The following is a 20,060-nucleotide window of genomic DNA, read 5'->3' as shown; positions in this document are numbered from 1 at the left end:
ATAAAAAAGAGTATTCATCCACATCAATTACGCCATAGCTATGCAACACATATGATTAATAACGGTGCGCCACTTGAAGTAATTCAGATCTTGCTTGGTCATGAGAAGAGTGAGACAACTAAAATATATGCTCAGTTAAGTGGAAAATTGAGACACGATTTTTATAGTAAATATTTTTGAAAGCTATTTAAATTAAACTTTAGCCGAAATCGAGGCACGCATATAAAAATACGTGTCTTTTTATTATCGGGCCATATTGTTGAATTAAAGTAAAGTTGTTATTACCAAGGTTTACACTTAAACTTTTGGAAAAGATTGTTTAAGGAAGTGAAAGGGGTCCGAAAAAATGAGTCTAGCTAGTTATATTGGTTGCAATATACAAATTCCACTTAGTGATGATGATGATTATAATGATTTAATGTATATTGGAGATTGTTTTTCAAACGATTACAAAAAACGAGACGTAAAAAAACACCAATTTACTACACCCTTTGTTTATGAGGTATCTAGTCACTGGGGAATAGAGATTTCAAAATATATGGATCAAAGAACAAGTACCAAATCGAAAAAGAAATTAATTGCATTATGTGAGATTATGGATAGTTATCTTGAAAAAGGTGATTATTTTGAGCTTTTTAGTTGTTGGATTGGTGAGGAAAAGGACAAACGAGTCGGTGAAATAACTTTGAGGATTGATAACCTTAATATTGATTTAATTGAGATGCCTGAAAAAACATTAGTACGAATTGAGAAATAAATCTTATTCTACAATCGGGCGCGTTTCTGAAGTACGAAAAGCGTCTTTCTTCATTTAAAGGGCCAGATTGTTGAATAAAAAGAATTCTGTTCAAGAATTTAAATTGGTATAGTTACTTCAGCTGCCTTTCAACTAATTTAAGAGTAAAGACTTAACTAAAATTCTTCGTCTTTATTAAATTTTAAATTAGTTGGAACCTGTGAAAAAATAAAATGGGTGACAGTTTGTGCGATTGGACTAACTTCATCGATGAATTTTTCTGCGTTAGCAAAAGTTTCGAACTGCATTTTAAACATGTAACAAGCACTCCCTGCTATTCGATAACAAAATTCTACGTTTGGAAGTTTCTCTATATAACTTTTAAAAGACTTATAGTCACCATTCTTAACGGTTGCTTCAATTATACATTGGATCGGTAAACCTAATTTTTCATAATCGACCACTAAAGTATTTTTCTTTATTATTCCAAAGGACTCCATCTGTCTTACTCGTTCCGTTACTGATGGGGAGGACAAATTTACCCTTCTTCCAAGCTCGCTCATTGATAAACGGCTGTTATTAAGTAGTTCATCTAAAATTTTTTTATCAATTTCATCTATTTTCATTTTTAAAGTTTCCTCCAAGTAATCGTTAATTTCAATCGTTATTTACTTAATAATCGTTTTGAATTTAATGCGATTTAGTTATTTTACATTCTATAATTAAACATAACAAGGAGGGACTTATATGGCAAGAATTGTTGAATCCCATAATGGGGAAACACCATTCCAAAAACTACTGGGGCATAATAAGGCTGTCATGGAAGGATGGAACCAGTTAGGTGATGTGTTAGAGAAGGATGGATTACTAACATCTAATTTAAAGGAACAAGTAAGAAGAACATTAGCTCAAAGTAACGGATGTGAGTATTGTAAGGCCAAAGGAAAACCAGATCCACTTAAGTTTGAAGAAAAAACATTTGTTGCAGTAGGATTTGCAGAAGTCTTTTTAAAACAAAAGGGTGAAATAGATGAATCAAGTTTTGATGTTTTGAGAGAATATTTTAATGAAGAGGAAATAAGCGAATTATGTGCATTTATTTCTTTTACGACTGCTTCACAATATTTTGGTGCAATGATGAAATTAGAACCTAAAAAGATCCAATAGATTATTCAACAAATGAGCTACTAGAAACCTTCTCTGCTATTCAACAATCGGGCGCTTTTCTGTAATAAGGAATAGCGCTTATTTTCATTATATGGCCATATTGTTGAGGAAAGTAAACATATATTATATATAATTCAATTTTGATTGTGAAGGATTACACTTAAACTAAGAAGCAGGTTCGTTGATGTGTTGCGTAACTATGTCTTAATTGGTGAGGGTGTATATCTTTTTTGATTCTCGCACGGCTCAAAATTCGTGTCTCATCTCCTAAGATTTGATAAGCAATTTTAGGTTTTATTTGTTCCTTTTTAAATATCTGGTGTACTTCAAAATGTGAGTCTGAATAAGGTAGAATAAATTCTGCCGATTCTGTTGCTTCTAGTTGTATTAGAATTAATCCAGCTAATTGATGCTGTGAATTCATAGCATTAACAATTGGATTTTCAAATAGAGCTTCAAAGTCCCATTTGTTATTTGGACATGCCAATCCCATAATCTATTTTATCCTCTTCTAACCAGTGGTTTATTTCAGATGCATTACATTCGTATATCTGAACCTCTATAAACGGGTATAGCTTTTTAAATTCGCCTAATATTTTGGGCATCTAGTTTGTAGCGATGCTTGTAGACGCCCCTATACGAATTTCTCCTGTTTCCAATTCCTTTAATTTGATTAACAGTTTCAGATAACTTTTCAGATCCTCTTTGAATTTCCTTCATGGCTGCTAGCACTGCTAATCCATTTTTAGTAGATTTGACTCCGTTTTTTTAATCTTATCAATATGGGAAATCAGCTCATTAAGAAAGACAAGCCGGTAATGTCACAAATATTTGATTTTTAGGGTTACTTATCCTAACTGTTCAATTTTTCTTTTTAAATCCTACACAATTCTTTAATGCAACATCTCTATTTCTGCATCTATATTGATTGATAGAAAATCTTGTATAAATGGGCAGTTTTATGGACATATATTTGATGAAATAGAAAAGAAAGGTATCGGTGCCATGTTTTCATTTTTAAAAGGGAAAATGCAAAAGAAGAATAGTACTAATCAACAGGAAAACAGCCCAATTCAATCTATTGATAAATTGTCGAATAACATCGATACCTCATTGTCCTTGAATCTGGAAGTCATTAAACAAAGAACAGGAAATAGTACAGATATTGTCATCAGGCCGGTTAAACTCGGTCCACATCCTAAGGTTAAAACGGCCATTGTGTATATTAAAGGGTTGGTAGACAGTCAAACTGTTAACGACTTTTTAATTGAAGCGATGATTAATAATCCCGCACTCCAAGAACAGATAGCTCAACAAGAGGTAATCGATATGATTGCCGAAGATGTTGTTGCTGTCGGTGGGATAAAAAAATTAAGTGACTGGGACGAACTGTTCACAGATTTGATGTCAGGTAATACGATCATATTTATCGAGGGAATTAGCGTAGCACTAAGTGTCAGTACTCAAGGTGGGGAGAGACGTTCCATTCAAGAATCGACTACCAATGTCTCGATTCGCGGGTCGAAAGAAGCGTTTACTGAATCAATAGAGATCAATATTGCTATGGTACGTCGGATTATCAATACGCCAGATTTGTGGATTGAATCCATGAAAATTGGCAAAATGACGAAAACAGATGTTTCCATCATGTATATAAATGGCATAGCAAGGAATGAAATCATCGAAGAAGTACGTAAACGTTTAAAAAGAATTGAAATCGATGGCGTCTTGGAATCCGGTTTTATAGAACAGCTGATTGAAGATCAGACAAATACCACTTTCCCAACTATACAGCATACAGAGAGGCCCGATGGAGTGGCAGGTAATCTTCTTGAAGGAAGGATTGCCATATTCGTAAATGGGACTCCTTTTGTGCTGATGGTCCCAGCCTTATTTATTGACTTTTTTCAATCGGTCGAGGATTACTATCAACGTTTTGACATCTCATCAGCCATTCGTTTATTACGTACCAGCATCTTCTTTATATCCCTTGCTGGGCCTGCAGTCTACATCGCTGCGACCACCTTTCACCAGGAGATGATTCCAACAAAACTGGCTGTCATTGTTGCCGCTCAGCGGGAATCTGTTCCTTTTCCTGCGTTTGTCGAAGCACTCATCATGGAAATAACATTTGAAATTTTAAGAGAAGCCGGTATCCGAATGCCAAAAGCGATAGGTTCTACGATTTCCATCGTAGGGGCGCTTGTCATTGGGCAAGCAGCGATTCAGGCTGGCATTGTTTCACCTGTCATGGTCATTGTTGTCTCCATGACTGCGATTGCCAGTTTCGCGACCCCTTCCTATGCGGTTGCGATATCTGCGCGATTGGTTAGATTTATGTTTATGGTCAGCGCAGCAACATTCGGCTTTTACGGAATGATTCTGGCGTTTATCATCCTTGTCGTTCACTTATCCAGCTTACGTTCATTCGGTGTTCCATATATGACACCCCTTGCACCGTCCATTAGGGAAGAAGCTGGGGATACCATTGTCCGAAGACCACTTTGGGGTTACAAGAAAAGACCAAAGATGATCAGCGGCCGAAATAAGGTTGAGCAAGGGGAAAATCAGAAACCACACCCTCCAGGACCTCGTACCATGATGAATTCTGACTATGAAAAAGGAGATTGAAATGAGTCGTAAATCGATTTCTCTTTACTTAATAATAGCAAGTATCTCATTCCTATCGGGGTGTTGGAGTCAGAAAGAGTTAAATGAGCTGGCAATCATATCTGCCATGTCTATTGATAAAAATGAAGAGGGTCAATACGTCAAGACCATTCAACTGATCAATCCATCAAACGTAGCGGGAGGACTTCAGGGTGGCGGAGGCGGGCAAAGTCCTGCTGTTACCGTTTACTCTACAAAAGGAGACAGTGTACTTGAAGCCCATTTTAACGCTTCATCCAAAATCTCCCGAAAGCTGTATCATGCTCATTCAAATTTGATTGTATTGAGTGAAGAGGTGGCACAAGAAGATGGAATAGAAAATGTTTTAGACGCCTTCGAACGGGATCCGGAAATCCGGGCGACAGCAAGGCTTGTGATTGCTCATAATACAAAAGCGGGAGATTTGCTTAAATCTTTGACAGCCGTTGATAAAATTCCAGCTGAAAAAGTGAACGGAACTTTGGAATTTACTGAACAATCCAGGGGTGCAAATATGGAAGTTACTCTTCAGGATGTTATTAAGGCACTTACCTCTGAAGGGAAAGAACCGGTGATCAGTGGTTTTAGTATGAAAGGAGATATTGAACTGGGGAAAAAAATAGAGAATGTCCAGAAATCTGAACTCGATACCACTCTGGAAGCAGATGGGTTGGCCATTTTCAAAGAAGGAAAGTTGATTGACTGGTATCAAGATGATATGGCCAAAGGGGTAATATGGATACTGGATAAAATTAAAGAAACTAATGTGGAACTGGACAGGGATGGAAAGAAAAACGCCATCGTTTACAATGTTGTTCGGCAAAAAACAAAAGTTTCGGCAGACACAAAAAATGACATCCCTACCATTACGATTAATGTCCGTGCTGAAGGTGATATTCGTGAAGTAAGGACATCCATTAACCTGAAGGATCCGAAAGTTATATTGGAATTAGAAAAAGAACTGGAAAAAAAAATCAAGACACTGTTAGAGAATACGGTTAAGCGTACACAACAAAATAAGACGGATATTTTTGGATTTGGCGAAGAAGTTCATCGTTCCAAACCTAAAAAATGGAAAAAACTGAAGAGTGATTGGAACAATAATTACTTTCCAAACTTAAACGTACAGGTTAAAGTTGAAGCTTTTGTACGGCGCAGCGGTCTAAGAACCAATTCATATTTTTCGGATATGAAAGAATAAGCACTGAAATGGAGGGGATTTATTGGAAAAGGCAAAAATTAGCGCGTACCAGCTATTAGTGCTAATTTTCTTATTTGTAATTGGCAGTGCCATTTTAGTTCCTCTTGCCATTGAAGCGAAACAGGACGCTTGGCTGGCTGTTTTGATTGGGTTGGCAGGCGGCTGTTGTTTATTTTGGATTTATCATAGCCTTTATTCATATTATCCGCATATTCCGCTTACTGAATATATGCAGAGAATACTAGGGAGCGTTTTAGGGAAAGTTTTGGCCTTCTTTTATGTGCTTTACTTTATGTATATTGCGGCAAGGGTTCTGAGGGATTTTGGAGAAATGCTAATCATTGTCTTTTATCCAGAAACTCCATTGTTTGTCATAAATGTATTGATGGTCTTAGTGGTTGTGTATACAATTCGTAAAGGAATTGAGGTCATTGCGCGAACAGGAGAACTGCTATTTATAATCATGATGTTGATTGGCATCAGTGGCATAGTTTTAGTTATCATTTCAGGCATTATTGAAATCTCTAACCTAGAACCATTGCTCGAAGAAGGATTAAAGCCGGTCATAAAAACGGCATTTACTCAAACCTTGTTTTTTCCCTTTGGCGAAGTCATTGTATTTGTCATGATTTTGCCCTATTTGAACCAAGCATCAAAGGCGATGAAAACCGGGTTACTCGGACTTGGACTGAGTGGATTGATCATAGCTCTAATCATGGCTATGAATATCAGTGTACTAGGTGTAAACCTCATTTCACGTTCACATTTCCCCCTTCTTTCAACCATACAAACCATTGAGTTTGCAGGTTTTTTGCAACGGCTGGATATTACTTTTATGCTTGCCACGGTAATCGGAGGTTTTTTTAAAATCAGTCTGTATTTCTATGCTTCCCTGGCAGGCACTGCAAATTTGTTCAATATCAAAAATTCGGCACAGTTGGCGTATCCATTAGGGTTGCTCCTCTTAGTTTTATCTATAACTATTGCCAGCAATTTTTCAGAACATATTTATGAAGGACTACAGATTGTCCCGTTGTATGTGCATCTCCCTTTTCAAGTACTTATTCCTGGTATCCTTCTTATTATTGCTTTTTTTAAGAACAGAAAAAAGCAAAGCAAACGTATTCGTAATTGAAATGTTGAAAAGGAAATATTCGCTTGTGGAGCGTGATAAAGATTGAAAATCCTCGGTATTTCTATTTTGATGTTAGGATTATTATCAGGCTTTTCTATTGGTATGGACAGCCTTTTAGGATTTGACTTAAAAACTTCATTTAAGAATGCCGCAAATCCTTTTTTGGTAATGGAGGTAACTGAAATAATTATTTTTTATTTCCTTATCATTATTTGGGCATCTCGTTCAATTCGTTTATTTCTTATAAAAAGAAGCAAGAAACAACAATAGGAAAAAATGCCAAAAAATATGTAATCTTAATCTACTTAATAAAAGGTAAAGAAACATAATGGGTGTTAGAGGACTTTATTGAACAGGAAAATAAATTGGTTGTTCGTTACACAGGGTGGATGACTTATAAAGGTGGGTGGTTTTATATACCTTCCAAAGATCAACGCATAAAAGAAACTGGAATTATTATATTTACAATAAGTAATAGAAGGGTTAGGGAAGTTTGGTGTGAAAATAGTGATGCCGCCATTTTATATGAGCTTGGGGCTTTACCAAAAGAAACACACGAAATTTTCTAACCCTAAATAGATCTAAAGTGGGTTAGGCGTTCCTCTAATAATTTTGTGAATAATTCTACTTAAACCGTAAGGTGCCTAAATCCGATAAGGATTAAGGCACTTTTTTTGCTGAAATCCTTATTAAACATACGGGGCAATTTAGTTTAGTTAATATTTAAGTGATTTGTTATAATTGGAACAACAGTAAAAAAACGGAGGCGCATTTATGGCAACAATTGAGGACTTTTTGAAGTTGGATATCCGTGTTGGTACTGTTATTAAAGCAGACCTTTTCCCGGAAGCACGAAAACCTGCAATAAAATTAGAAATTGATTTTGGGGAAATTGGCATTAAACATTCCTCGGCTCAAATTACACGAAGATATAAACCCGAACAACTTATTGGTAGTCAAGTGGTTGCAGTAGTAAACTTTCCTCCAAGACGTATTGCAGGTTTTTACTCTGAGGTATTGGTAATTGGAGGTGTCCCAGAAGAAGGTGATGTGGTACTTTTAAAGCCAGATGAACCTGTAAAAAATGGAACACCTATAGCGTAGAAATTCGAAAACAACCGAAATTTTATGAGTAGTTCTTGTTGGACTAACGGGTGCAAGAGTTAAAGATCCAGCTGCCATTAACTGAGCAGCTTTTTCTTGTTGAGCGAACGAAGCAATTAGTTGTAGAGCGAAAAATACCATGATGCTAGGTACACTATTCAAAAAGGGATTAATGATGGATGAAAGCTCAAGGTGTTTTAAGAATATCGATGTATTATATTAAATTTGTCGTTGCAATGGAAAAAAACTGTATAATATATTAGTGAATTATTTAGTTCCTTTTTTAGGTTCTAACGAAAGGAGATCACCATTGAGTGCTATAACCAATACTAAGGATATTTTGGAGCGAGTATCCGATGCATTTTATTCGTTAAATAATGAATTAAAATTTGAATATATAAATAATGTTACAGAAAAACTTTTACAAATTAAACGAGAAAATGCGATTGGGCAATATATTTATGATGTATTACCACACAGTGACTTGCATAAATTTGTAATACGATATAAAAGGGCATTGTCGGAACAAGTACCTGTAGAATTTGAAGAGTTTTTTAATAATAGATGGTATGAAATAAGGGCATTTCCTTCTAAGGAAGGCTTGTCTGTACTTTTTAGAGATATTACAGAAAAAAAGAAAGAGTTTCAAAACATTAATTTCCTAGCTAATTACGATGTTATAACAGAAATACCGAACCGTTTTTACTTTAATAAATACTTAAAACGCAAGTTACAATCACAATCTATTGGTGGTTCATTTGCTGTTTTATTTATAGATATTAATAATTTTAAAAATGTAAATGATACATATGGTCATGGAGTAGGTGATTTGGTATTAAAACAAATCTCAAGACAAATTGAGAAAATAATAAATCAATTTGGTTTCATAGCTCGATACTCTGGAGATGAATTTCTTCTAACGTTGGAAAACCTTGATGATAATGAAATTTCATCTGTGATTGAACGAATAATTGAATCATTTTCAAGTCCATTTTGTATAAATGGGTTTGACATAAGAATTTCAATCTGTGTTGGGGTTAGCCAGTTTCCTAAGGATGGACAAAGTGAAGAATTATTAATAAAATATTCGGAATATTCAATGTATCAGGCGAAAAAAGAGGGTAGAAATAAATATAAGTTCTACGCCTTTGTTGAGAATGAAGGAAGAGTAGACGCTTTAAAATTAGAGTTAGAGCTCCACAAGGCGATAGAAAATAATCAGTTATTACTTCACTATCAACCTAAAATCAATTTAAATACGGGGAAAATTGTGGGTGTTGAGGCATTACTTCGTTGGGACCATCCAGAATGGGGAATGGTGTCGCCAGAAACATTTATACCTATTGCTGAAGAGACAGGATTAATTTTACCTATTGGAGAATGGGTTTTGAATGCTGCCTGTAAACAAAATAAAACTTGGCAGCAACAAGGTTTTTCAACTGTTGTTTCCGTCAATTTATCAGCTATTCAACTTAATCAGACTAATATTATTGATACCATTGAATCCATTCTTCAAAAAACAGGATTAGAACCACACTTTTTAGAAATTGAGATTACTGAAAGTATGACAGTCGATATTGACCGCACAATTTTAATGTTACAACAGCTTAAAAAGATTGGAGTCCATGTTAGTATCGATGATTTTGGTACAGGTTTCAGTTCATTAAGTTACTTAAAAAATTTTCCTGTTGATACCTTAAAAATCGACCAGTCTTTCGTTAAAGAACTTCGAAACAACCCAAATGATGAAACCATAGTTAAAACCATTATCTCAATGGCTCATAATTTGAATTTGATTGTAGTGGCAGAAGGAATAGAAACAAAAGAACAACTAGTTTTTCTACAACAACATTTATGTGATGAAGGACAAGGATATTTTTTAAGTAAGCCCTTAACAGCACCCCAAGTACAAGAAAAACGGTTTGAAATCGAAAAAATAGTTGAAGAACATGGAATCCCTAAAGATATAAACCAACAATTGTTATTGAAAGAATTATTGGAATCTGCCCAAAGAGAGTTACACGATACGATTCGTTTGCAGCAAGGGATGATATTTAAGTATAAGAAAATTAATGAACGATTTATTCATACACAATGTGACGGGGAATTATTATACCGTCTTGGAATGATTCCTTCTCAAGTGATAGGAAAAGAATTAGATGGTTTTCTTCCTTATAGAACTGCCCTTGATAAAACTGCCTATTATAAGATGGCATGGCAAGGAGAGGAATTTGTTACTTATGAGGAAGAGCTAAATGGAATTAATTATCTTGCAACTTTACGTCCTATTAAAAAAGCGGGAGAAGTAGTACAAGTCATAGGTTCATGTATAGATATAACGAAACGCAAAAAAGCGGAGAAAGCTTTACAAGAAAGCGAAGCTAAATATCGGCTGATTTCTGAAAACATGACGGACATAATAATGTTATTGGATATAAATGGAACGATACAGTATGCATCACCTTCCCTTGGAAAAGTAATGGGTAACCCATTAAAATCATATATAGGTAAAAGATCGTTTGATTTAATACATCCTGATGACAAGCAAAGCGTAATGATGGGATTTGAAAAAGTACTAAATACTATGAATCCATTAAGGATGGAAGCTCGTTTTGTGAACGTTGATGGGAAATCGTTATTATTTGAAGGACTAGGTACCCCAGTCCTTGGAGAAAATGGCGATCCAGAATATTTTATATTAGTGGGGAGAGACATTACTGAAAAAAGGGAAATGGAAGAACAGCTCTCAAAATCAGAGAAATTATCAGTTGTGGGTCAACTTGCTGCAGGTGTTGCACATGAAATTAGAAACCCTATAACTTCAATAAAGGGAATCATTCAACTTTTAGAGGAAGGAATCATGAAGAAAGAATTTTTCGAAGTAATTTCCAAAGAGTTTAAACAAGTTGAGGAAATTCTCGAAGAATTTATTAATCTTGCCAAACCAAAAGAAATTCAATTAAAAAAGGTTAATATTAAAACTATACTTAAAGAAGTTGAGACATTATTAAAACCAGAAGCAAATTTGAAAAACGTAGAAATTTTCCAAGAGTATAAACAAAATCTTCCTCAGATTATGTGTGATACAAACCAAATAAAACAAGTTTTCATTAATATAATTAATAATAGCATTGAAGCAATTCCTAAAAATGGGTTTGTAGAAATCCAAGGCAGTATAGAAGGAAAAAATGTCCTAATAAAAATAATCGATAATGGAATTGGGGTAAGTGAGGAGCGAGTTCAGAAATTAGGTGAGCCGTTCTATAGTAATAAAGAAAAAGGTACTGGTTTAGGTTTAATGATATGTTTTAGAATTGTTCGGGAACATAATGGGTCAATAAAAGTAAAAAGTAAAGAAAATGAAGGTACTACGGTTGAAGTTAGGTTACCAATAAAAACTTGTCAATAGGAAGAAACCTAATGAATTAAACCATATATAGCAGTTAGGAAAAGAATATGCACTAAGGTAATACAACGCCATTAAAAGCAAACGAAAAAACCTCCCCAATGGCTTATTCATTTGTTATGAAATTAATTAGATTGTGAAGGATTGTACTTAAACTAACGGGTGCTAGAGTTCAATAAGTGCGAGCCATCTTCAGCAGCCACTGATCTTCAACAATCGGGCGCGTTTATTGGGGAACGCGTCTTTTTTTATGGAAAGGCCATATTGCTCAGGGGTTAATTAGATATGAAGGTAAACAAAGAAGAAATGTACTTAAAGTAAGGGCAAATTGGTTGAAGAAGTAGTGTTGAAATTGTTAAATTTTAACTAACTGATAGTTGGCTAATGAGAGGAATGGACTAAATGACTAAAGAAATGTATGTGAAAATAAGTGATTGTAAACTATATGCTAAATTGGTGGGAGAAAATAATGGAAAACCAACAGTCATAATGGACGCTGGATATGGAGATTTTTCCAAGGCTTGGGATTCAGTAATTGGGGATATTTCAATGCTCACTAATGTTCTAATATATGATAGAGCAGGACTTGGGAAAAGTGAAACAAGTTCTAACCCTAGAACCAGCCGTGAGATGGTAAAAGAATTGAAGGAACTTCTTGTTGAAGCCAATATTAAACCTCCCTACATATTAGTCGGCCATTCATTTGGTGGAGTTAATATGCGGATGTATGCAACTGAATATCATAATGAGGTTTGTGGACTTGTATTGGTTGACTCTACGCCTGAAGATTACAGAGAAAGATTTCTCCCAACGATGTCCCTAGATTTTCAACAAGCATACAACAAGCAATTCGTTTATGAAGGCAATTATGATGAATTTATGGAAAGCCTAAAGCAGTTAAAAGAAAGCAGACTTAAATTAAATGTCCCATTAATTGTTCTTTCAGCTGGTGAGAAAGCTCATTATTCAAAGGAATCACAAGAGTTATGGAATGAAATGCAGAGGGAGATTCTTGAAATATCCTCAAATGGTGAATTCGTGATTGCTGAAAACAGTGCTCATTATATACAAAATGATGAACCAGAAGTGGTAGTCAGTGCGATAAAAAAGCTGATTGAAATTTTTAAAGATTAGATTGTGAAGGCTTATATTTAAACTCGGAGTGCGTTAGTTTAGGAACGCTTCTTTTTTAATTAAAGGGCCATATTGTTTAGTTACGCTTAGTAAGAGAAATGAAGATTATGAAGAAATGTACTTATGCTTACTCGCAGGTTAGTTGAGGGACTTAGTTACTTTGTTAGATAACATTAGACTTTTGAATTGTGCGTATTTTTTTAAAAATGATACTGTTAATGTAAATTATTCAAAAAGAGGTGTATTTTTAATGGAAATCAGATCGCTAGTTTTACAGACTAAAAGTTTAATTGAAATGAAAAAGTTCTATATTGATAACTTAGGTTTTTCTCTAATCAATGAAGATAATGATAGCTTTCGAATTGCTGTTGGTACAGGTGAACTGGAGTTTACTACAAAAGAAGTAAAAGGTAACCCATATTACCACTTTGCATTTAACATACCCGCTAACAAATTTTATGAAGCAAAATCATGGGTAAAAGAAAGAGTAAGTTTACTTGTTGAAGATGGGGTAGATGAAGCTAATTTTGCTCATTTACCTGCCCTTGCTCTTTATTTCTATGACCCTTCTGGTAATATAGTAGAATTTATTTCAAGATATGAAATTGCTGAAGATAGTATAGAACCTTTTTCCGTTAAAAGCATTTTAAACATTAGTGAAATAGGTTTGATTGTAGAAGACGCTATAAGTGTAAGCGAAAAACTAAATCAAATTGGTGTAATTGAGCGTGACAATAAAACAATAAGTAGACAGTTCCTTAATTTCATGGGTGAAAGGAGGAAGGGAATATTTATTATATTAGCCCAACCAGGGAGAAGATGGATATTTTCTGATAAAACGTCTGCCATATTTCCTCTTGAGATTACATTAACAGATAATAGTAAAATAATCATCAATTCGGATAAGGAATTACAGGTATATCGAAATGAGCACAAAGGAGAATTATTTTCTGAAAATTAATATCTGTCAGAATACCATCTTAGATGCTGATGGTATGTGCTTAAACAAAAGGGATCGGAAAGTTCAATAAACCCCGTCCTTTTTCGCTTCTCTGCCCTACAACTGGAATAGGTACTCATCTATGTTAACCAAAATGAATATCTATTGTTGAAACCTTATTAACTAGGGAGGAATCTTCATGGGATACTTTGTTGTTGTAGAGCCAGGTGTGAACTTATATGTAGAAGATATTAACCCGGGGGGAAATAAGACCATCGTATTTTTGCATGGCTGGCCGTTAAGCCATAAACAGTTTGAATATCAGATTAATGTTCTTCCTGCTATGGGCTATCGCTGTATTGGTATAGACTGGAGGGGCTTTGGCAATTCGGATAAACCAATGACCGGCTATACTTTTGACGGACTTGCAGATGATATCCGCACAGTAGTTAGTACACTTCAAATAAACAATTTTACTCTTGTAGGTCACTCTACAGGCGGGGCTATCGCAATTCGGTATATGTCTCGTCACAACGGTTTTGGGGTATCAAGGCTTGTTCTTGTTGATGCGGCAGCCCCAACTGGATTTACCGCAGAAACTGCTAATAACTTTCTTAAAGAAACCTTAAATGACCGGCCTAAAATGATACAGGACGTAATAGATGGCTTTTTCTTTCAGTATATAACTAAACCATTTTCGGACTGGTTTTTACAAATGGGATTACAAGCAGCAAGTTGGTCAACAGCTGCTATTATAAAGACATTAAGAGATGAGAAGCTACATGCGGATCTCTCAAAAATTAATGTTCCTACTTTAATCATTCACGGTATTCATGACAAAGTTATTCCATTTGCACAAGCTCAGGAACTAAATAAAAAAATAAGAAATTCACAGCTTGTTCCGTTTCAATATAGTGGTCATGGCCCTTTCTGGGAAGAACGTGACAAGTTCAACCAACTATTGACACAATTTTCTTAGTTGAAACTTTGACCTAAATTCAAATAAACAGAGACGATAGCACAATAATCGAGTACACTTTACGGACAGTTAAATATTTTCTTTAATTATTAGACTCGATACATTGTTGAACTAAAAGATGTGTTAGTTCAACAAGCTAAAGGGCTGCAATTATAATCATTATCTTGATCTTACGATCGGGCGCAATTCTTGAAGAGGAATTGTGCCTTTTTAGTAATAGGGCCATTTATTGGAAGAAGAATATCAAGGGAAATTAAAACTTATGGTATTGAAATTATGGTGTTAGTGAAAGAATGCATCTAAACTTAACGATAAGGTTAATAAAAAGGAAATTCGCATAAAGCGAAAGAAATTATATATAAAACAAATGGGGGAGTGGTTTTCTATGGGGTTCATTCAACCGAAGAATTTCGTAACTAAAAACGGGGAACCATGTACAATAAGAACGGCATTACCTGAAGATGCGGAGAAGGTATTGAGGTTTAATCAAACCATTATTAGCGAAGCTCCTTTTTTACTTACTACGGAAGCTGAATTCAAAGTATCCTATGAACGACAAAAACAATTCTTAAAAGAGATTTTTGATGACAATGGCAAGTTAGCAATAATAGCAGAATATCAAAGCAATACTATCGGGTTTTTAGACTTCCATAATGGTCATAAAAAGCGAATACAACATCAGGGTTCATTTGGTATGAGTGTTGCAGACAAATATAGAAACCAAGGGGTTGGTAAAGCTATGCTAACTTTATTGTTGGCTTGGGCAAAAGAAAATCCTTTAATTGAAAAAGTCTGCCTTGAAGTGTTTGCTGAAAATACGAATGCAATCTCTTTATACGAAAGTGTTGGCTTTGTTGAGGAAGGTCGTAAAGTAAAAGCTATAAAAGTGGATGAGGATATTTATTATGATTTAATCTCAATGGCATACTTTACGAAGAAGTAGAAAATGTATTTATTTAAAAAGTTAGATTGTGAAAAATTGTACTAGTGCTCACGGGTGCTTACCTTCAAGAAGGAGAAGTACCCTTTTTTGTAAATGTTATTGGACGAAGCAGGATAGTTGAACAATTAGAAATAATTAATAAGCAAAACTTATATAAGTAGATTTGATTAGTGTGTATTATGTGAATAGTGACAAAAATGTGGAAATTTAATGTAGATTAATGATAATTCAGTAAAAATATGTATAATTAAATTAGAACGAACGTTCAATTTAGAGGAAGGAGCATCTCGTTGAACAAAAGACGTTATGACAGTGAGAATGCAAAAAATGAAATCATGGTAAATGCTTCAATTCTGTTCTCACAAAAAGGATATAATCAAACATCTGTTGGTGATATTTCAAAAGCTTCTGGTTACAGTAAGGGACACATTTATTATCATTTCCAGAACAAAGAACGGCTTTTTGTCCTTTTGGCACAAAAAACTATGCGGGATTGGTACGACAAGTGGGTGAAAATAGAACACACTTACTTAACCGCAACAGAAAAATTGTATGGCATTGCTATGCACGTACTCTATAATTACCAAACACCCTTATTAAAATCAGGACAGGAGTTAGCTTCAAATCCAAACTCAAGTCCAGAATCTGTAAAACAATTATATGAATTAGCCGTTGTCCCGATGAGCTCTTATCGCTCAATCTTTCAAGAGGGTATAGAAAAGGGGGAGTTTATAGCAGGAAATCCAGATGAATGGACTGTATTACTAGGAACGTGGCTTGGTGGCTTATGCCAGCTTACGAATACTCAAGAATTGAGTTCGCTTGAGACTCTTTTTAAACAAGCAATTATGATTTTTGTAAGGTCAATAAAAAAGGGGGAATTTAATAATGAAAATAGGATTACTAGGTGACAGTTTAACAGAAGGTCGTCCTGGTGTGTCTTTTGTTAACATTTTAAAAGATAATTTTCCAAATATTTTGTTTGATAATCTTGGCAAACCAGGGGAGTCAGTTAAAAGTTTGCATACCCGTTTAACAAAAGTAAAATTAGATACAGATTATGATCTTATTTTCCTTTGGATTGGAGTCAATGATGTTTATTCAAAATTGTTGAGAGTTCAAGCACAGCCTGTTGCAAAAGATCCCGAGGAATTTAGGGAGTATTACAACAAAGTATTAGAAATGGTTATTGCTTCTTCTAAACAGGTGGTTACAGTTTCACCAGCATTAGTGGGTGAAACATCAAAGAATGAATCGAATAAAGAAATAAAAAATTTATCTTCCATCATCCAATCCCTCTCTAGAAAATACTCAAATATAAGTTTTCTGGATATGCATTCCGTATTTGAGAAACACCTTTCAAAAGTCACTTGTTCAGATTACGTCAGTATCAAAGTTATGAGAGTGATGTTGGATGTACTCTTTTATAAAAATCCAACTAGCATCGATCGGTTATCAAAAAAGCGAGGACTACACTTCACATTAGATGGCATTCATTTAAATAGTAATGGTGCAGCACTTGTTGCAGACGAATATGCAACAATGATAGACCGACTTTTATTCTTCGACCATAAGTCCCATCAGTAGTAAAAAAATTTATTTAGGGGGAAGTAGTAATGGAAGGGTATAGGAAAGTTGCTATTGTAACGGGCGGAGCATCAGGGATAGGTAAGGCAATTTGCAATGAATTAGTTTCTAAAAATGTATTTGTTATTATTTCAGACATTAATGAACGAGATGGGAAGACTTTTGAAGCTGAGCTTAATAAAGAAGCCATCAATTCTAGGTTTGTTTATTTAAATGTAACCGAATTTAAAAGTGTTGAACGTGCGATTAATGAAGTCTATCAAGAATTTGGCCGGTTAGATTACCTTTTTAACAATGCAGGTATTGCCATGTACGGCGAATTATATGATATGTCGATAGAAGACTGGAAAGAAATTGTAGACATAAATTTATGGGGAGTCATTAATGGAACTCAAATTGGGTATAAAATCATGAAAGAACAAGGCTTCGGACATATAGTTAACACGGCATCAGCTGCAGGCCTTGGACCCTCCCCAGTATCTTCAGCCTACTCCACAACAAAACATGCAGTTGTAGGTCTAACTACATCCCTTCATTATGAAGCGGAGGAATTTGGCATAAAAGTAAGCGCGATTTGTCCAACATTTGTTGATACACCTATTTTTGATGAGGCGAAAGCAATAAATATCAATAAGTCTGTTATTACTAAACAATTGAAAAAACAAAAGATGATGTCTCCACAACAACTTGCGAAAATTGCCTTAGATGGTATCCATAAAAATAAACCTGTAATTTGTCCGATGCCAATGCGCAGAACAATGAATGTTATCTTTACGATATTTCCTCCTGTACACAGTGCATTGATGAGATTAGTTTGTAAGGTTAGTAGAAAAGCTCGTGTATCTTAAAAAATTCCACTTCCTACTTGAACTATGACCACCCTGCCTCTCGTGAGTTTTTTCAAGTGGGAAATGAAGTATATCGTCTGGCTTATGAGAAGTGGGATTCAAGCTGAGAAACATCACTTTTCTTCTTTCTTGACATAACTGTTAAAACAAAGCTATGAAAATTTTACCGTGACTTGATGAGGATGTTTCAAATATGACAGGTGACGGACGTTGCACCAATGAAAATTGAGATAAGCACTGAACGGCATTATCTGAGAATGTGGGAGGAATCAGATGCATTCTGGTATAAGGAACTTATTTGCGAACGGGCGCGATACTGCAGCATAAAGTACGCTCTTTCTTTATGAAAGGTCCAGATTGTAGAAGGATAGAAGAAGGAAAAAGTTGGTTAGGATTGTGGGGGGCATAGCGGAAGAAGGGGAGGGTCAAAAAATTAGGACAGTAATTAAAAGTCGGTCGCCAAAAACGGTTCTCATCATTCTTTTTTTCGTGTTTTTGGTGTCGATGTACGGGTACCATCGTCTGGATGAAAAATTTGTATATCCTGTTGTGCATGTGGCAATCAAGTCCGATTTTTTAACAGAGGAATACTTTTCAGAACTCTCGGCACAGTATGATCAAATTCTCTCACAGCATCAAAAATGGTATGTATTTGACCGTTCCAAAGCGATTGGATCACACGCGATTCTCACTCGTTTGATGCATGATTTGAGGGAAAATGAAGAGATGTTGGTTGGGCATCAGCATTATAATTTATTTTTTGATACTTTTGATCGACATGTCAGGCAACTTGCATACGTTACAGAGGAGGTTCATTATTTTCGAAATGAACTGAATCGATATGGGGAGGCCCCAGAGCGATTAGATGAGATGATTGAACTTGCAGCTTGCGGCAAGTGGCGACTATTCAGCGCCAAGTATCACCGGTACGAAGAAACTGAATTGGACGCAGCGTATCATGAAAAGTTCGTATCGTCGAATGGTCGCTTTGAAGTAGTCTATCATATCGAGACTGGAGAGATTGTAACTAATCTAGTAAACATGGGCACGTATAATTATGCGCCGGGGAGCATCCATCCATGGAAGTATTATCAGCACCATAAATATGATAAAGTTCCCTGGAAGAAATGGGGTAATACTGATCAGATTTCATACAAGGAAATTACAAAGAGGCCGTCAAGGCATGGCTCAAAAGAGCAAAAGAATAGTACAGAAGAACTCCAATACTTGATCAAAAACAAAATGACGGATTCACAGAAGAGTCAATGGAATATGAGCGAAGAGGAGTCGTTTGGAGAAGACCCGTAAATTAAGAATTTTCGTTTTTGTATGGAATAATGTTTGGGACAGTTAAAGTAACCATCGTGGGAGAGCGCTTGACTGGCAGTCAAACGGTGTTCCATTCTAGACATAGTTTTTACCACTGTTCCTCAAACGGGCCAGATTGTGGAATAGGATTATAATAATGAACATATATCATTCAATAAAAAGGAGTAATATAATATATGGAATCTGAAAATTATAAATTTACTATTTTGAAAGCAGATAAAGTAGATTTTGATGTGAGGAAACAAATGTCTGAAATATTTTCAGAAGGGTTCTCACAATGGCTCGTTTTTTTTTTCAAAGGATAAAAATAAAATTGCAAAAGCTTTTGCTCATATGTTTGTTTTGAATCAATTTTATGTAGCGATAGCTAATAATAAAATTGCTGGAATGACAGCATGCACGGATGGTGCCGATAGATCGGTTCGATTAAATAAAAAGGAATTAAGGACGCATCTGGGATTTTTCAAGGGAAGCATGGCAGGGATCTTTCTAAAGAAGGAATTTGAAGCGCCTTTTGAAGAATTTCCTCCCAATACGGGGTCGATTGAGTTTGTTGGAACAGCTTCAGAATTTAGAGGACAGGGTGTAGCAACTCAAATCATAAAGCATATCATTGAAAACACTCCGTACAATGATTATGTCATTGAAGAGGTTGCGGATACGAATACTCCGGCAATGAATTTATATAACAAATTGGGATTTGAAGAGTACAAAAGAAAGCCTCTTCCAGAAATTAGGGCTAAGAAAATTGGAATCAATAATTTTTTGTCTTTGAAATTCGTAAAAAAGTAACATATATTTCTTTAAGATAATGGAAAAAGCAAACTTTTTACCAACTTCATCATTTAGAAGAGGATTGTAAAGTATTGAACTTAAACTAAAGGGAACTTAGAGAAGGAAAA

22 protein-coding genes are annotated in these 20,060 nt (G+C 35.2%); 19 read left to right on the top strand and 3 right to left on the bottom strand.

Annotation, left to right across the window (positions count from 1 at the left end; translation table 11 throughout):
- Together V7122_RS21895 and V7122_RS21890 are read left to right on the top strand one after the other, a co-directional pair.
- A partial coding sequence (locus V7122_RS21895; RefSeq protein WP_335529114.1) for a tyrosine-type recombinase/integrase occupies nt 1-180 on the top strand: 180 nt, incomplete at its 5' end.
- 166 nt (nt 181-346) lie between these two features.
- On the top strand, nt 347-757 hold the full coding sequence (locus tag V7122_RS21890; protein ID WP_335529112.1) for a hypothetical protein: 411 nt from the start codon (nt 347-349) through the stop codon (nt 755-757).
- A gap of 155 nt (nt 758-912) precedes the next feature.
- Here V7122_RS21890 and V7122_RS21885 read toward each other — a convergent pair whose 3' ends face one another.
- Nucleotides 913-1,362: an Lrp/AsnC family transcriptional regulator gene (locus V7122_RS21885; RefSeq protein WP_335529109.1), complete on the bottom strand. Its 450-nt coding sequence runs from the start codon at nt 1,360-1,362 to the stop codon at nt 913-915.
- A 121-nt stretch (nt 1,363-1,483) separates the two neighbouring features.
- Here V7122_RS21885 and V7122_RS21880 point away from each other — a divergent pair, with 121 nt between their 5' ends.
- Nucleotides 1,484-1,903, top strand: coding sequence for a carboxymuconolactone decarboxylase family protein (locus V7122_RS21880; protein WP_335529107.1), 420 nt, complete (start codon nt 1,484-1,486; stop codon nt 1,901-1,903).
- A gap of 160 nt (nt 1,904-2,063) precedes the next feature.
- Here the strand turns inward: V7122_RS21880 and V7122_RS21875 are convergent, their stop codons facing one another.
- A complete protein-coding gene (locus V7122_RS21875) occupies nt 2,064-2,396 on the bottom strand; it encodes a hypothetical protein (protein WP_335529104.1) in 333 nt (110 codons plus the stop codon).
- Nucleotides 2,374-2,508 (bottom strand): LysR substrate-binding domain-containing protein, encoded by a 135-nt coding sequence (locus V7122_RS25835; protein WP_438824802.1) that lies wholly within the window; start codon nt 2,506-2,508, stop codon nt 2,374-2,376. Before V7122_RS25835 ends, V7122_RS21875 begins: the two co-directional genes overlap by 23 nt.
- Before the next feature lie 400 nt (nt 2,509-2,908).
- Here V7122_RS25835 and V7122_RS21870 point away from each other — a divergent pair, with 400 nt between their 5' ends.
- The 16 genes from V7122_RS21870 (at nt 2,909) to V7122_RS21795 (ending at nt 19,950) form a co-directional block, all read left to right on the top strand.
- Nucleotides 2,909-4,534, top strand: a complete 1,626-nt coding sequence (locus V7122_RS21870) for a spore germination protein (RefSeq protein ID WP_335529100.1) — start codon at nt 2,909-2,911, stop codon at nt 4,532-4,534.
- 1 nt (nt 4,535) lies between these two features.
- The gene (locus V7122_RS21865; protein ID WP_335529097.1) at nt 4,536-5,753 is read left to right on the top strand and encodes a Ger(x)C family spore germination protein; all 1,218 of its coding nucleotides are present in this window, start codon (nt 4,536-4,538) and stop codon (nt 5,751-5,753) included.
- A gap of 22 nt (nt 5,754-5,775) precedes the next feature.
- The gene (locus V7122_RS21860; protein WP_335529094.1) at nt 5,776-6,888 is read left to right on the top strand and encodes a GerAB/ArcD/ProY family transporter; all 1,113 of its coding nucleotides are present in this window, start codon (nt 5,776-5,778) and stop codon (nt 6,886-6,888) included.
- Between the two features lie 42 nt (nt 6,889-6,930).
- Nucleotides 6,931-7,158: a hypothetical protein gene (locus tag V7122_RS21855; RefSeq protein ID WP_335529093.1), complete on the top strand. Its 228-nt coding sequence runs from the start codon at nt 6,931-6,933 to the stop codon at nt 7,156-7,158.
- Between the two features lie 62 nt (nt 7,159-7,220).
- On the top strand, nt 7,221-7,457 hold the full coding sequence (locus tag V7122_RS21850) for a hypothetical protein (RefSeq protein ID WP_335529090.1): 237 nt from the start codon (nt 7,221-7,223) through the stop codon (nt 7,455-7,457).
- A 205-nt stretch (nt 7,458-7,662) separates the two neighbouring features.
- Entirely contained in the window at nt 7,663-7,992 is a 330-nt protein-coding gene (gene csaA, locus V7122_RS21845) for a chaperone CsaA (protein WP_335529088.1), read from the top strand.
- Between the two features lie 310 nt (nt 7,993-8,302).
- Nucleotides 8,303-11,401, top strand: coding sequence for an EAL domain-containing protein (locus V7122_RS21840; RefSeq protein ID WP_335529085.1), 3,099 nt, complete (start codon nt 8,303-8,305; stop codon nt 11,399-11,401).
- A 399-nt stretch (nt 11,402-11,800) separates the two neighbouring features.
- On the top strand, nt 11,801-12,532 hold the full coding sequence (locus V7122_RS21835; protein WP_335529082.1) for an alpha/beta fold hydrolase: 732 nt from the start codon (nt 11,801-11,803) through the stop codon (nt 12,530-12,532).
- A 250-nt stretch (nt 12,533-12,782) separates the two neighbouring features.
- Nucleotides 12,783-13,493: a VOC family protein gene (locus V7122_RS21830; protein ID WP_335529080.1), complete on the top strand. Its 711-nt coding sequence runs from the start codon at nt 12,783-12,785 to the stop codon at nt 13,491-13,493.
- Between the two features lie 178 nt (nt 13,494-13,671).
- Nucleotides 13,672-14,451: an alpha/beta fold hydrolase gene (locus tag V7122_RS21825; RefSeq protein WP_335529076.1), complete on the top strand. Its 780-nt coding sequence runs from the start codon at nt 13,672-13,674 to the stop codon at nt 14,449-14,451.
- Between the two features lie 385 nt (nt 14,452-14,836).
- A complete protein-coding gene (locus tag V7122_RS21820; RefSeq protein WP_335529073.1) occupies nt 14,837-15,394 on the top strand; it encodes a GNAT family N-acetyltransferase in 558 nt (185 codons plus the stop codon).
- Between the two features lie 290 nt (nt 15,395-15,684).
- Entirely contained in the window at nt 15,685-16,305 is a 621-nt protein-coding gene (locus tag V7122_RS21815) for a TetR/AcrR family transcriptional regulator (protein WP_335529070.1), read from the top strand.
- Nucleotides 16,283-16,981: an SGNH/GDSL hydrolase family protein gene (locus tag V7122_RS21810; RefSeq protein WP_335529067.1), complete on the top strand. Its 699-nt coding sequence runs from the start codon at nt 16,283-16,285 to the stop codon at nt 16,979-16,981. Before V7122_RS21815 ends, V7122_RS21810 begins: the two co-directional genes overlap by 23 nt.
- 29 nt (nt 16,982-17,010) lie before the next feature.
- Nucleotides 17,011-17,829, top strand: a complete 819-nt coding sequence (locus V7122_RS21805; protein ID WP_335529063.1) for an SDR family NAD(P)-dependent oxidoreductase — start codon at nt 17,011-17,013, stop codon at nt 17,827-17,829.
- Nucleotides 17,830-18,213: 384 nt separating this feature from the next.
- Nucleotides 18,214-19,137 carry a hypothetical protein gene (locus V7122_RS21800; protein WP_335529062.1) on the top strand — a complete coding sequence of 308 codons (924 nt, stop codon included), beginning with the start codon at nt 18,214-18,216 and terminating at the stop codon, nt 19,135-19,137.
- Nucleotides 19,138-19,491: 354 nt separating this feature from the next.
- Complete coding sequence (locus tag V7122_RS21795; protein WP_335529059.1) at nt 19,492-19,950, top strand: GNAT family N-acetyltransferase; 459 nt, start codon at nt 19,492-19,494, stop codon at nt 19,948-19,950.
- Nucleotides 19,951-20,060 lie beyond the last annotated feature (110 nt).

This window comes from Bacillus sp. JJ1532 (genome assembly GCF_036965085.1).
GTDB lineage: Bacteria > Bacillota > Bacilli > Bacillales > Cytobacillaceae > Cytobacillus.
The sequence above is the reverse complement of the archived record's forward strand: the minus strand, read 5'-3'. Positions and strand labels throughout refer to the sequence as shown.

Excerpts from the sequence above, each read along its gene's own strand:
- V7122_RS21890 (WP_335529112.1), top strand. The coding sequence starts at position 347 with ATGAGTCTAGCTAGTTATATTGGTTGCAATATACAAATTCCACTTAGT.
- V7122_RS21885 (WP_335529109.1), bottom strand. The coding sequence starts at position 1,362 with ATGAAAATAGATGAAATTGATAAAAAAATTTTAGATGAACTACTTAAT.
- V7122_RS21880 (WP_335529107.1), top strand. The coding sequence starts at position 1,484 with ATGGCAAGAATTGTTGAATCCCATAATGGGGAAACACCATTCCAAAAA.
- V7122_RS21875 (WP_335529104.1), bottom strand. The coding sequence starts at position 2,396 with ATGGGATTGGCATGTCCAAATAACAAATGGGACTTTGAAGCTCTATTT.
- V7122_RS25835 (WP_438824802.1), bottom strand. The coding sequence starts at position 2,508 with ATGCCCAAAATATTAGGCGAATTTAAAAAGCTATACCCGTTTATAGAG.
- V7122_RS21870 (WP_335529100.1), top strand. The coding sequence starts at position 2,909 with ATGTTTTCATTTTTAAAAGGGAAAATGCAAAAGAAGAATAGTACTAAT.
- V7122_RS21865 (WP_335529097.1), top strand. The coding sequence starts at position 4,536 with ATGAGTCGTAAATCGATTTCTCTTTACTTAATAATAGCAAGTATCTCA.
- csaA (WP_335529088.1), top strand. The coding sequence starts at position 7,663 with ATGGCAACAATTGAGGACTTTTTGAAGTTGGATATCCGTGTTGGTACT.
- V7122_RS21835 (WP_335529082.1), top strand. The coding sequence starts at position 11,801 with ATGACTAAAGAAATGTATGTGAAAATAAGTGATTGTAAACTATATGCT.
- V7122_RS21830 (WP_335529080.1), top strand. The coding sequence starts at position 12,783 with ATGGAAATCAGATCGCTAGTTTTACAGACTAAAAGTTTAATTGAAATG.
- V7122_RS21825 (WP_335529076.1), top strand. The coding sequence starts at position 13,672 with ATGGGATACTTTGTTGTTGTAGAGCCAGGTGTGAACTTATATGTAGAA.
- V7122_RS21820 (WP_335529073.1), top strand. The coding sequence starts at position 14,837 with ATGGGGTTCATTCAACCGAAGAATTTCGTAACTAAAAACGGGGAACCA.
- V7122_RS21810 (WP_335529067.1), top strand. The coding sequence starts at position 16,283 with ATGAAAATAGGATTACTAGGTGACAGTTTAACAGAAGGTCGTCCTGGT.
- V7122_RS21805 (WP_335529063.1), top strand. The coding sequence starts at position 17,011 with ATGGAAGGGTATAGGAAAGTTGCTATTGTAACGGGCGGAGCATCAGGG.
- V7122_RS21795 (WP_335529059.1), top strand. The coding sequence starts at position 19,492 with ATGTTTGTTTTGAATCAATTTTATGTAGCGATAGCTAATAATAAAATT.